Here is a 12,792-nt window from a genome sequence, read left to right as displayed (position 1 = left end):
ATGCGGTTGCTCGGGGCCCTCCACGGCGAGGCTGATCTGGATCGTGCGGTCACCGCGCCGGAGGGCGTGCTGTCGCGGCACGAGCTGCTCGGGCGGGCGTCGGCCCTCGCGGCGGAGCTCGCCGGCGCCGGCACCGCCGCGGTGCATGCCGTGCCCGGCCTGCCGACGATCGTGGCGGTCACCGCCGGGCTGCTCGCCGGGGTTCCCGTCGTGCCCGTGCCGCCGGACGCCGGCGAGCTGGAACGCGCGCACGTGCTGCGGGACTCGGGCGCGGCGGTCCTGCTCTCCGACGACCCGGCCGCGGCCGGGACCAGCGGGCTGCCCGTCGTGCCGATCTCCGGACGTGCGGGATCCGCGCCGGCGCCCGCCGAGCCGCCCGCCGCCGCGCCCGCGCTGATCCTCTACACCAGCGGCACGACCGGGCCGCCGAAGGGCGTGGTGCTCTCCCGGGCCGCCATCGCCGCCGACCTCGACGCGCTCGCCTCGGCCTGGGAGTGGACCACCGCGGACACGCTCGCGCACGGGCTCCCGCTGTACCACGTCCACGGGCTGGTGCTGGGCGTGCTCGGCGCGCTGCGGACCGGGTCGCGGCTCGTGCACACCGGACGGCCCACCCCGCAGGCGTACGCGGCGGCCGAGGGCACCCTCTACTTCGGCGTACCGACGGTGTGGTCGCGGGTGTGCGCCGACCCGGCCGCCGCCCGTGCCCTGCGCGGCGCCCGGCTGCTCGTCTCCGGCAGCGCCGCGCTCCCCGTGCCGGTCTTCGACGACCTCGTCGCACTGACCGGCCAGGCGCCCGTCGAGCGGTACGGCATGACCGAGACCCTGATCACCGTCAGCGCCCGCGCGGCCGGGGAACGCCGGGCCGGGCACGTCGGACTGCCGCTTTCCGGCGTCGAGACCCGCCTCGTGGACGACGCCGGCACCCCGCTGCCCGCCGACGGTGCGGCCATCGGCCAGCTCCAGGTCCGCGGCGCCACCCTCTTCGACGGGTACGTGCGCGGGTCCGGCTCCGCCGCTGGGGGCGGCGATTTCCTGAGCGGCCACGGCATCACCCCCGCGCCGCTGGCCGACGGCTGGTACGCCACCGGCGACGTCGCCACGATCGGCCCCGACGGCTGGCACCGCATCGTCGGGCGCGCCTCCACCGACCTCATCAAGACCGGCGGATACCGGGTCGGCGCGGGCGAGGTCGAGGACGCGTTGCTGCTGCATCCCGCCGTACGCGAAGCAGCCGTGATCGGGTCGCCCCACCCGGACCTGGGCGAACAGATCACCGCCTTCGTGGTCGCCGACGGGTCCGCAGCGCCGGACGAGCTCGTCGCGTTCGTCGCCGCCCGCCTCGCCGCCCACAAGCGGCCCCGGGTCGTGCATCTGGTCCCGGAGCTGCCGCGCAACGGCATGGGAAAGGTGCAGAAGAGCCGCCTGAGGGAGGGCTGAGCGCGCCGGCGATCGTCGGGCAACCACGCCCGGGCCGTCGCTGTCGCCGCCCGCGAGCCCGGCAAGCGGCGCCGCCCCGGTCGCGAAAAAGGCGCGCACCGGCCGGCGGGCCGGGGTGATCATCGGCGGAGGCACCAGCGACACCGCCCGGTTGGCCGTCCTGCCGCCGGGTCCCGGCTCTACTGTCGGGTAACCGCCTCGACACTGGTCAACCGGCCGGTGCGTGAGCAGGGTGGAGCACCGTACGGGATGATCTGGGGGGCCGGGGGCCGGTATGACCACGACAGTGCAGTTCGATCGCGGGGGCGTGCAGAGCAGCGCCGAGCTGCTGCGCGAGGAGCGGCGGCGGATCGCGCGCGACGAGCCCGGCCTGGTGCCGAAGGGCGGCGGCTGGGAACCCGCCTCCCGCGAGATGGCCGACCTGTGCGCCTGCCGGGTCGAGACCATCGGCGACGTGCTCCGCGGGCTGCGCAAAGCCCAGGAGATCATGGACACGCTGCCGCCCCCCGCGGCCAACCGCGTCGCCTCGTTCAACTCGCTGTACTTCACCATCACCGACCGCGTCGCCGGCGCGCTCAAGAGCAGCGACGTGCACGACGCCGACTTCCTCGAGATGCTCGACGTCGAGTTCGCCAAGCGGTACTTCGAGGCGCTGCGCCTGTGGGGCGACGAGAACCTGAACACGCCCGATGCCTGGGAGGTGCTCTTCCGCCGGGCCCAGGACAAGCGCGTCAGCAGGCTCGCCGCGGCGATGCTGGGCGTCAACGCGCACATCAACCACGACCTGGCCTGGGCTTTGGTGGCCACCTGGAGAAGCACCGGCGCGCCCGCCGAGGACGACCCGATCCACCCCGACTACCTGCTCGTCAACAAGATCTTCTACCAGGAGATCCCCCGCCTGCGCCGCCGCTACTCGACGCCCTGGCAGCTGCGCATCGACGGCCTGCTCGGCGACCTCGACGACTGGAGCCAGCGAGTCCTCGTCGCCGCGACCCGGGCCCACGCGTGGGACCAGGCCCAGCGGCTGTGGGAACTCCGCGAGGACGAGGAGGACCTGGCCCGCGCGGCATTGGTGATGGACAGAGCCTCCGCGTACGTGGGAGAACTGCTCATCACGAGCGACGGGGTGGTCAACCGGACGGGCGCGGCTTTGCGCGCCGGCCGGGACGTGTGCCGCAGCGGCCTGCAGCGCATCTTCCGCCGCTGACGTCCGGCAGGGGTCGTCGCACTCCGGACTGCTTCCCGCCGCTTCCGGCCTTTTAAGACCGCTCGCTTCCGGCAGTCTTCTCGGGCCGCACCCGGCGGGTACCTCCGCCTGTCCGGCCCGCTGCCGGCGCCGTCTTGCGGTTGCCCGGCGGGCTGCTTCCGGCGGAGGCCTTCCGCAGCCGCAAGCGGGGGTTACTCGGCGATCAGGCGGTTGCGGCCTGCGCGCTTGGCGGCGTAGAGATTCTCGTCGGCGCGGCGTACCACCGAATGGGCGTCGTCGCCGGGCCGCAGCACCGCCAGCCCGATGCTGGCGGTGACGCGCAGGCCGGCGGCCACGCTCTCCCAGGCGTACGCGTGGATCGCCGCTCGCAACGCCTCGCAGCGCCGCGCCGCCTCCGCCCGGTCCACGTTCAGGATGAGGATGAACTCCTCGCCGCCGTGCCGCCCGGCATGCCCGTCCGCCTCCGCGAGGATGGCGGCCACCCGGCGCAGCACCACGTCCCCGGCCGCGTGGCTGAACGTGTCGTTGATCAGCTTGAAGTGGTCGAGGTCGAGCAGCGCGACGCTCACCGGCCCCCGGGCCGCCGCCGGCTCGTCCAGCGCCGCGGCCAGGTGGGCGTCGGATCGGCGCCGGTTCCACAGCCCGGTCAGCGCGTCGCGCTCGGCCATCTCCCGGAACCGCTCGGTGGTGCGCTGTGCCTCGTCGACCGCGTACTGGGCGTGCGCGACCCGGGCCACGACCTCGCTGCGCTCGGACCGGCGCAGGGTCCAGGCCTCGTGGAAGTCGACCATTTCCTGGTACGCGGCCCGGAAGTCGCCCAGCTCGGCGTGGCATCCGGCGATCATCCGCAGCGCCAGGGCGTCGACGTCGGGCAGGTGATCGCGCGCGGCCGTCCGCCGGCACTCCTCGAGCGTACGCAGAGCCGTACCGATATTGCCCTCACGCCTCTGGATGTCGGCCAGAGTGATCATCGCGGCCGGGATGGCGTCGGAGTCCGTGGGCTGCGCCGACGCGACGGCCTGCTCGATGACGGCGGTGGCCTCGGCGGACCGCCCGGTCTCCAGCAGGATCCGCGCCACGGTGTCGGCGCAGGAGGCGTTCAGCGGCTCACCGGTCGCGGCGCTGTGCTCCCGCATCCGCTGCACCAGCGCGGCGGCGGACTGCAGATCCCCGTGCGTGTACGAGCACCACGCCCAGTTGTTGAGGTTGGCCAGGATCAGCGCGGGCACCCCGGCGGCGTCGGCGAGCTCCTGCGCGGCCCGGAACTCCTCGTGCGAGATGCCGCCGATGCGCTGATCGTTGACCTGCAGCGCCAGGATGATCGCGTGGTCGACCCGCAGCACCGGCGGATCGCCGTCCACCAGCATCCGGTTCGCCGGGTACGCGTGCCGCACCGCGTCGGCGTTGTCCCCGATCCGCCACAACCCACCGGCGATCACCGCGTGGGCGTGGGCGACGACGATCCGGTCGTCGGTGCCGGCGAGCACCTCACGGGCCTGGCGTACGCCCTCGGCGACCCGCCCGCCCCGGTTGTGCAGCTCGGCGACGACGAGCCGGCCCAGGTCGGCGTGCCGGCGGTCCCCGGCGGCCTCGGCGCGGCGGACCAGCTCGGCGGCCCGGCCGGCGAGGCCCGCATGACTGACGTAGACGTCCGCGACCAGGCTCTCGACGGCTTCCACGGTCTCGGCGCCCACGTTCACGCTCCGGTCCATCGGCACCCGGGCGGCGACCCTGAGCGCTTACGACGCGACTCTCAGCGCATGACCCTAGTACGCCGACGGCGGCAGGGGGAGGAATCGGGCGCTGGACGGTCCGTTGCCGTCGGTGAACGGCGCGCGGCGTTCCCGGGCGGGCGTACCGCCCGCCCGGGATGGACCACTCACCGCGGGCGAACCGCCCGCCGGGTGGAGTGCAGCCGGGCGGACGCACCGCCCGCCCGAGCGAAAGCCCGGCGGCTCGACTGCCCGCCGGGGCTGAAGGTGCGGGGGGCGAACCGCCCGCCCGGCCTCCGTCGGGGCGCGGTCCTGCCGGGCGCGGCGTGGGCTCCGCACCCGGCAAGTCCGCTGCGCCGCCGCCGGGCCGCGGCGGCGCGGGGGAGGGTCACCGACGTGAGCCGCCCGGGGAGAAGGGGCCGGACGGGCGCACCGCCCGCCCGGCCCTTCACCAGGTGCGCCGGGATCAGGTGTGGGAGATGGCGGGCGCGTCCTGCGCCGTGCCCTCGAGGACCTGGCGGTCGTGGCCGGGGCCGCGGGAGATCTCGATGCGGCGGGGCTTGGCGGCCTCGGCGACCGGGATGGTCAGCGTGAGGACGCCGTCCTGCCAGGTCGCGGAGATCTTGTCGAGGTCGAGGCCGTCGCCGAGGGTGAGGCGCCGCTCGAAGGTGCCGGTGACCCGTTCGCGGCGCAGCCACTGCACGTCGTTGTCGGTGCGCGGGGACCGCTCCGCGCGGATCGTCAGGACGTGGTTGTCCACGTCGACCTGGACCGAGCCGGGGTCGATGCCGGCGAGGTCGCAGTGCATGACGAAGTGGTCACCGGAGCGGTACAGGTCCATCGGCATCGCCACGGTGGGGGCGCCGGCGGCACCGGAAGCGGTGCCGAACATCTGCCCGGCCAGGCGGTCGAACTCGCGGAAAGGATCGAAAGTCAGCACCACGGATGCACCTCCTCGTGAGGCCCGCCGGCCGTTCCGGCGGGCGCGTGGCGCTCGGCGATCGGATCAGCTCTGCCGAGGTCTGTGCAGCACACCCGAGGTGGTTCATCACCGCGGTTGAGCTGCAGCGACACTTCATTTTCTAGCACTGTCCGGCCTTGAGTGCCAACCCCTTCCGGCAAGATTTTCCGGCACCTCCGCGGTCTGCGAGGATCGGCGGCATGACCAGCCTCGTCGACCGGTCCGGCCGTGAATACCCGCTCGCCGAGCCTCGATGGCGCGGCGACGACGGTTCGCCGCTCATGGTCCGGCCGCTGCCGGGCATCACCCGTGACGACATCGACACCAGGGTCCGCTCGCAGTGGCGGTACGCCGCGGCGCTGCCCCCGCAAGCCGGACCACCCGTGACGCTCGGGGAGGGCACGACCCCGCTCCTGCCGCTCGACGTCGATGGGCTGACCGTGCACGTCAAGCCGGAGTGGTTCAACCCGACCGCCAGCTTCAAGGACCGCGGCACCAGCGTCATGATGTCGGCGCTGCGGGAGCAGGGCGTCACCGAGATGCTGGAGGACAGCAGCGGCAACGGCGGCTCCTCGGTCGCGGCGTACGCGGCGGCGGCCGGCATCCACGCCACGATCCTCGCCCCGGAGGGGACGTCGGCCGCGAAGATCCAGCAGAGCCGGATGCACGGCGCCACGGTGGAGCTGGTGCCGGGCACCCGCCAGGACACCTCGGACGAGGCCGTGCGGCGGTCGGCGTCGACGTTCTACGCCAGCCACAGCTGGCACCCGTTCTTCCTGCAGGGCGTCAAGCTTCTCGCGTACGAGATCTGGGAGGACCTCGATTGCACGGCGCCGGAAGCGGTCGTCGTGCCGTGCGGCGGCGGCAGCCTGGTCCTGGGTCTGCACCTCGGCTTCGGTGAGCTGCTGGCCGCGGGGTCGATCAGCCGGCGCCCCCGGCTGCTGGTCGCGCAACCGGACAACTGCGGGCCGCTCGCGGCCGCGTTCGCCGCCGGATCGGAATCGGTCACGCCCCGGGAGTGGAGACCGACGGTCGCCGAGGGTACGGCCATCGCCCGGCCGGTCCGTGACCGTGAGGTCCTCGCCGCGATCCGGGCGACGGACGGCGCCATGACCACGGTGCCCGAGGCGGACATCGTCGCTGCGACCCACGAGCTCGCGTCCCGGGGCCTCTACGCGGAGCCGACCAGCGCGACCGTGCTGCCGGCCCTGCGCGCCTTCCGGGCCGCCGGCACGCTGCGGCCCGGCGGGACGACGGTCGCCGTCCTGACGGGTACGGCCCTGAAAACGGCCGACACCGTGGCGCGCCTGCTGGCCTAGCAGCTGTCCCGGGCGGGCAGCGTCGGCAGGATCGTACGGCTGCGACCGGGGCGGGGGTACGCCTCCGCGGCGGCGGCCAGGCGGACGGCGTGGTCGCGTTGCTTCTGCCAGTGGCCGTAGAGGGCACCACGCTGCGACAGCCGGTCCACCTCGGAGACGGTCTCCGGGGCCACGTCGCCGGGCGGGGCGTCGCGCCACGGCGTGCCCGGCAGCGGCATGAACGTGTGGGATTGCAACGCTGAGCTGGCCGGGGTTGCAACGGCTAGTTGCCCGCTGTTCGACTATCGATGTGTCGTCGTCGGTTCCCGGGACCGCTACTCCTTCATGCCGACGGAGAAGCCGGGTTCTCCGTCGGTGATCTCCAGTTCGCCGGACGCTGGGAGGGTCAGAAACCCGCAGCCCTGAACCACCTCGCCGCCCCCAATATCGGCCGATTCGAGATAGCAGATGAGGTGCGGGCCTTGCTTGGCGGGTAGGACGAACTCGCCGTCATCGTCCAGGGCGGCGACCACGCCGCCAGCCTGGGTCACCTGGTCACGGCTGACTCGCGCAGATACGCCCTTCAGGTTCTGCCTGTCGACGGGCTTATTGCCAGTGGTTCTCCAGAGATCATCGACGACTGCGGCTGGCACAGCGATGATCCAACCTTTGTCGATCGGCGATTCGCCGCGCCCGGTGTCGTCCAGGACGACGGCTTGACCAGTCAGGCCGTCGTCGTGTGACGGGCCGGTGCATGCGGCCACCAGTGGCGCGAGCAGTAGCACTGCCACTGCTCGCACCGCTAGCGACCTCCTGAATCGGGGCCGGCTCATGTCAGGGTGAACTTCGCGTCGTACGTGGACCCGTCGACGAGCGTGATCCGGAAGAGCTGGGTGGTTGTCGCCCACATCTTGGGAGTCTGCACGTTGACGTGCCACGACGGGCCGGACTTGACCATTTTGTAGCTCGCCCCGTCGCTGAGGAACCGGGCCGAGGCGACGGTTCCGGCGTTCACGCCGGGACCGAAGATCGACCACTTCAGCGGGATAGTGCTCCCGGCCTTGACGGTGGTCGGTCCCGCCGTCGCCACCGGCGCTTCGAAGCCGCCGAAGGCGTACGCGGAGACAACCCTGATCCGGACCGTGGCCGTGCTGGTCTGGCCCGCGGAGTCGCGGGCGGTGACGGTGATGAGGTGCTCGCCGAGGCTGAACTGGTCAGCGCTCCACGGCAGCTGGGCGCCGGTGCCGAGCGGGCCGTCGCGGTCCGAAGACCACTGGACTGCGGTGCCGTCGAGGTGGCCGTCTTCGGCGTCGTTGGCCTGGGCGGTGAACGGAATGCTCTGCGTTCCGGCGAACGATTGCCCCGCGCCGGGGGTGAGGACGTCGACCGTGGGCGTTAGGTTGACCGTCTTCGGCGGCGAAGCCACTCGCTGCGCGGTGATCCGCACCGTTGCGGTGCTGGTGTGGCCTGCTGAGTCGTGGGCGGTGACGGTGATGACGTGCTGGCCCTCGCTGAGTTGGTCGGCGCGCCATGGCAGGTGGGCGCCGGTGCCGAGCGGGCCGTCGCGGTCCGAGGACCAGTGCACCGCGGTGCCGTCGAGGTGGCCGTCCTCGACGTCGTTGGCCTGGGCCGCGAACGAGATGGCCTGTTCGCCGGTGAACACATTGCCCGTGCCCGGGGCGGACACAGTGACCATGGGCGCCAGGTCGGGCAACGAGAAGGTCTTGGAGGCCGCGGCGGTGCTGCGGATTCCGTCGCTGGCGATCACCTTGAGCTGGGCGTGGGTGCCGCCGGGCAGCGACCATCGCGGCACCGACATCGACGAGCCGGTGATGTCGACCCCGATGACCTGCCAGCTGGTGCCTCCGTCGGCGCTGTAGAGCACGGTGTTGGCCAGCGAGGGCGAGTCGGCGTCACGTGAGGACCGGGAGATGGTGAGCCGCTCGGTGCTGCTGCCGGTGGCCGGAGTGTCGACTGAGACCTTCGGCGCGACCGTCGTGGTGGTCGTGATGGCCAGGGTGCGACCGTCGTCGGCGGTGCGCAGCTGGACCCGGGCGACGCCGGTCAGGTTGGCGGGGACGACGACGTTGAACAGCGACGCCTGCGGGCCGACCCCGGCGCCGTCCAGCCCCGCGTCGGCGTCCTGGCGTTCGGGGGTGAACCGCACGCTGTGCAGCACCGCACCCACTCCGTCCTGCAGGACCAGTTCATGGGTGCCGTCAGGGTCGCTGGGGGTGGGTGCCAGGTCGACCGCCAGGGCCGGCTTGAATTGAGCGCTCGCGCCGTCGGCCGCGATGATCCCGCGCAGGGTCAGGCCCGTGCCGACCGGCCGGGACGCGGTGTCCCAGCCGCTGATCGGGTCCCGGTCACCGGAGAGCAGCTGTCGGTAGTCGCGTTGGCCGATCCACCGCATCTGGGTGCTGGTGAGCCCTTCCTGGCAGTACGACATCAGCGACGCCGTGGTCCAGGGCGAGGAAACCGCCGCCGCTTCGTTGGTCCCGAGGAACCGGGGATCCATGCCCCAGATCTCGCGCCGCCGATCACCGATTGGGCCCAGTGCCGCCATGGTGTGGGTGCCGATGTACACCCCGTCCGGGTAGTCAGGCGCGTCGTCGTCGGCCTCTTCACCGCACCAGCCGAGCTTCGCGGTGTGCCAGAGCCCCAGGAAGTCTTTGTAGCCGTTCTCGGCGGCGTTCACTGAGTGGTTCAGCCCGTAGGTGTGGCCCAGTTCGTGCACGGCGCGGTTACGTCCGTAGCCGCCGGCTGTCGAGCTCGTGGCGTAGTCGTCCCAGCCGGACGCGACCGCCGCCGTCGCCTTCCCGCCGATCTGGCGGACGCCGGCACTGCCGTGCAGCACGCCGTACCAGCGCTTGTCGCCGAAGTGGCGGGAGATGTACCGGTTGACGACCAGCGCCTCGTTCACCTCGTCGATCGTGGGGCGCTTGTCCATCTCCAGCTTGGCGAACGTGGCGTGCCAGCCGGTCGTCGGCAACTGGCTCCAGGTGCGCTCGGACTGCTCCAGAAGGTCGGTGTACGAGGGTTCGACCCGAGTGCCGCCTTCCGGCCAGCTGACCGCGCTGAACTCCACGTCGGCGGCGAAGGGGGAGGCGCCGAAGGTGAGCATCTTGGAACACGGCATAGTCAGACTGCTTTCCGCGCCCGGACAGGAGAACCCGCCGGGTAGTTCCAGCGCGAGTTCGGTCTGGCCCTGGGCCGTCCAGGACGCCGGCAGGTTGAAGTTCAAAGTGCGGTCCAACGAGGCGCGGTCGTTCGCCAAATCATCATCGACCAGGACACCCGGGGCGTCGTTGACCGCGGTCAGCGGGCTGCCAGGCAGCTCGCGCCCGCCGGCGAAGCCGCGCAGCCGGCCGAGGGTCCGCACGGGATCACCCGGCGTGCTCAGGTAAGCGCGCACCACCGTGGGCTTGGCGGCCACCAGCGGCACCGAGTTGTCCAGATCCTGCACGGACTGGGTGACTTCCAACGCGTCGAGCTGCGGCCGGTTCTGTGGCGCCGGCGGCTGACCCGACGGATCGGACGTCGGCGGCGGGGGAGGAGGCTGCGGCAGCTTCCTGCCCTGGGACACGACGTGCAGGTGCGACTCCGGGATGGCGGAGTACTGAGAGCCGTACTCGGTGATGTACAGGTCATGGCCGTCGAAGCCGAGCCCGGTAAGGTACTTGAAGGTGCCGTCAGGGTAGTTCCAAAAGTCGGTGTCACCCTCCGGGATGCCGATCCCACTGACGAATTCGCTGCGTTCTCCGGTGAACTTGTGGATGCGGCCGATCTTGTTCCAGTCGTAGAAGCCGGGGGCGACGAAGTAAAAGTAGTCACCGACCGAGACGACCTGGCCGTCCCAGTACGGGCCGTTGCCGCGGTCGGTGATGTCCTGCGCCGACCAGTTGAACGCGTACGGCATCTCAACCAGCTCGCGCGTGTTGCGGTCGATGCGGTACATGTGCTGCATAGCCCACGCCCACACGTACTTGCCGTCGGCGAGGATCACATCGAGGAACTCCGGGACCGAGGCCAACACCTTGTCGGAGCCGGTGGCCAGGTCCCGTTCGTAGACGGTGCTATCTGTCGGGCTGTTCGACTGCGCCGTGTATAGCGTCTGGCCGGCCACGGAGATGCTGCGTGGCAGGCCGCCGCTTTCGCCGCTGCCGGGCAGGTCGCGGATGGTGCGTGTGGCACCGGTAGTCGGGTCGACCGTGCGCAGGCCGCACCGGTCGTCGCGCACATACAGCAGGCGTCCATCGGTGCCGATGACCACCGGTACGCTCACCGGCCGCCCGGACCACAAACCCGTTTCGCCGTTGAACCGGGCCGCAGCCCCGGTGTCGGCGTCGGCGCAGCCCTTCTCCGTCGAACCCGCGATCCAGGTCACGGCCCCGCCGCGCTTGTTGACCCGCACGATGTATCCGTCGTCGGCCATGTACGCCGTGTCGCCGATGATCGCGACACCGCCGAGCTTGCTCACAAAGCCGGACAGCGTCGGAGTCGAGACCACGCCGCGGATATCGGTGCCGGGCGTCTGCCACGCCACCGGCGTGGACTCCGCCGCCTGCGCCGGCGCCGCTGGGACGACCCCAGCCAGCATTGCGACCGCACCGCATGCTGCCACGACACCGGAACGCCGACGTGCCAGCCGCGAACCGAAAACCGCCTTGAACACACTCGCCCCGTTCCTAGTCGATAACCGTCGCCCTGAACGGGGCCTCGAACACACGGACCTTGCCCGAATCACTGCAAGATCCGTGCGCGAGGCCCACCAGGCACGGCTACACCGGGGCCCTCATCGGCACACGCAGCGGGCTCACAGCGGGTATTGACTCAAACTTGAGCTCAGCGCACCTGCGTCGCTCCGCTGCAACGGACAGGCCCGGCGCTGACCCGCGTCGCGCTCGTCGCCTGGTACACCCCCGGGTTTGCCGAAACCGCCGACATACGCCTATCAACCTCCCGAGGTTGACCTGCAGTTTTGCAGCGGCGTTTAGCGCAGCTCAGACCCGTTGAGCGCGTTCAGTGCCGTTGGGAGCGGCCCGCTGCTCCCAGTTTGCTCCCACCGCCGCCCGCCCGATCAAGCCACGGGCAGGTCGAGGTCGTCGGGTGAACGGGCGTTATCGGCGGCAGATCAATGCACCGGCTGATGAGGTCCTGCGGCTCCGCCTCCAAGAGATTTCGCTCAAACTCTTGCAATGCTTATTGCTTTGAGTTATTCAGAACGAGGCCATGTTCTCCGGCGCACTCGAAGGTGTAGATGAGCGACGAAAATGCTGTGGAACCGGGACAAGGCGGCGGTACTGGTGAGTCGACTGGTTCAAAACAGTCGCAAGCGCTAGCGGTTCGACGGCCGTCGCTGTAATAGTCAGTCTCGTGGCAAATGCAGAGCAGCTTGCCTCAGCCCCGGCGCGAATCACGATGATTGCTGTTGCTGCCGCCTCAATATTGTTATGCATCGTGGCACTTCTGCGTAGGGGATTCACCGAATCGAAGGGGCGAGCTGCCGCTGTGGGAGTACTACTGGCCATTTCCGGAACGGCATTGGGATTTGGGCTACGGCAGAAAGTAACTGATGGCTCAGCGAAGCCGACCATAGGCTCAGTTCAGAGCAATTCGAGGCAGGCTGCGAATGCGCATTTTGTGGAGCCGGCGGAACCCTTGGCCGCCTGCAGCATGGCCGGTATATTGGTCGAAGGCGGCGCCCCACCGAATGGATCGGTGTACGTCGTTGCGCAGCGAGACCAGGGCACCCAGCGTATCTATTTTGTTTCGGTCGAGAGGGAGGCGGATGACAAATGGTCCGCGAAGGTCCCGACCGGGAAAAGCGCGGCGGAAGTGTGGCTCCTTGCCGTCGATGCCAACTGGGCAGGATATTTGCCAGACTTAAAAGGGTCGACCTCGCCAACGGATCCGACGACACAATGGTCCTCTCGAAGCCTGCCTCCTGGATCGGCGCCGATGGATCATAAGATTTTTCCCCTGAGCCCCGGCTGCTGATACCTGGTTTCAGCGACCACAACGCGCTTTGTCGCATGCCGAGCGCACTCTCGTCGGCATTTCTGGGCGCCGTCCGCACGCTGGTCGACCACGAAGCGTGACGGTTGGGCCGCCAGCCGAGGTGCCCGATCGGCGGCAAATGAGTACGGCGTCCGCCACGACGTCATGGGTATC

At 70.8% G+C, this 12,792-nt stretch carries 9 protein-coding genes; 4 read left to right on the top strand and 5 right to left on the bottom strand.

What is annotated here, in order from left to right; genetic code table 11:
- The gene (locus tag COUCH_RS25150) at window positions 1-1,440 is read left to right on the top strand and encodes an AMP-binding protein (RefSeq protein ID WP_249607665.1); all 1,440 of its coding nucleotides are present in this window, start codon (window positions 1-3) and stop codon (window positions 1,438-1,440) included.
- A 274-nt stretch (window positions 1,441-1,714) separates the two neighbouring features.
- The gene (locus COUCH_RS25145; protein ID WP_249607664.1) at window positions 1,715-2,647 is read left to right on the top strand and encodes a DUF5995 family protein; all 933 of its coding nucleotides are present in this window, start codon (window positions 1,715-1,717) and stop codon (window positions 2,645-2,647) included.
- Between the two features lie 191 nt (window positions 2,648-2,838).
- Here the strand turns inward: COUCH_RS25145 and COUCH_RS25140 are convergent, their stop codons facing one another.
- Window positions 2,839-4,347 (bottom strand): GGDEF domain-containing protein, encoded by a 1,509-nt coding sequence (locus tag COUCH_RS25140; protein ID WP_249607663.1) that lies wholly within the window; start codon window positions 4,345-4,347, stop codon window positions 2,839-2,841.
- Window positions 4,348-4,825: 478 nt separating this feature from the next.
- Window positions 4,826-5,302, bottom strand: coding sequence for an Hsp20/alpha crystallin family protein (locus COUCH_RS25135; protein WP_249607662.1), 477 nt, complete (start codon window positions 5,300-5,302; stop codon window positions 4,826-4,828).
- A 218-nt stretch (window positions 5,303-5,520) separates the two neighbouring features.
- Between COUCH_RS25135 and COUCH_RS25130 the strand changes: the two genes are divergently transcribed.
- On the top strand, window positions 5,521-6,639 hold the full coding sequence (locus tag COUCH_RS25130) for a threonine synthase (RefSeq protein ID WP_249607661.1): 1,119 nt from the start codon (window positions 5,521-5,523) through the stop codon (window positions 6,637-6,639).
- Here the strand turns inward: COUCH_RS25130 and COUCH_RS25125 are convergent.
- The 3 genes from COUCH_RS25125 to COUCH_RS25115 form a co-directional block, all read right to left on the bottom strand.
- A complete protein-coding gene (locus tag COUCH_RS25125; RefSeq protein ID WP_249607660.1) occupies window positions 6,636-6,857 on the bottom strand; it encodes a hypothetical protein in 222 nt (73 codons plus the stop codon). The genes COUCH_RS25130 and COUCH_RS25125 overlap by 4 nt on opposite strands.
- Before the next feature lie 96 nt (window positions 6,858-6,953).
- A complete protein-coding gene (locus COUCH_RS25120; RefSeq protein ID WP_249607659.1) occupies window positions 6,954-7,409 on the bottom strand; it encodes a hypothetical protein in 456 nt (151 codons plus the stop codon).
- 38 nt (window positions 7,410-7,447) lie between these two features.
- The gene (locus tag COUCH_RS25115; RefSeq protein ID WP_249607658.1) at window positions 7,448-11,347 is read right to left on the bottom strand and encodes a hypothetical protein; all 3,900 of its coding nucleotides are present in this window, start codon (window positions 11,345-11,347) and stop codon (window positions 7,448-7,450) included.
- 647 nt (window positions 11,348-11,994) lie between these two features.
- Here COUCH_RS25115 and COUCH_RS25110 point away from each other — a divergent pair.
- The gene (locus tag COUCH_RS25110) at window positions 11,995-12,618 is read left to right on the top strand and encodes a hypothetical protein (RefSeq protein WP_249607657.1); all 624 of its coding nucleotides are present in this window, start codon (window positions 11,995-11,997) and stop codon (window positions 12,616-12,618) included.
- The last annotated feature ends 174 nt before the right edge of the window (window positions 12,619-12,792 follow it).

Source organism: Couchioplanes caeruleus (assembly GCF_023499255.1).
Taxonomy (GTDB): domain Bacteria; phylum Actinomycetota; class Actinomycetes; order Mycobacteriales; family Micromonosporaceae; genus Actinoplanes; species Actinoplanes caeruleus_A.
The sequence above is the reverse complement of the archived record's forward strand: the minus strand, read 5'-3'. Positions and strand labels throughout refer to the sequence as shown.

Coding starts and splice junctions, on each gene's coding strand:
- COUCH_RS25150 (WP_249607665.1), top strand. CDS start 1: ATGCGGTTGCTCGGGGCCCTCCACGGCGAGGCTGATCTGGATCGTGCG.
- COUCH_RS25145 (WP_249607664.1), top strand. CDS start 1,715: ATGACCACGACAGTGCAGTTCGATCGCGGGGGCGTGCAGAGCAGCGCC.
- COUCH_RS25130 (WP_249607661.1), top strand. CDS start 5,521: ATGACCAGCCTCGTCGACCGGTCCGGCCGTGAATACCCGCTCGCCGAG.
- COUCH_RS25125 (WP_249607660.1), bottom strand. CDS start 6,857: ATGCCGCTGCCGGGCACGCCGTGGCGCGACGCCCCGCCCGGCGACGTG.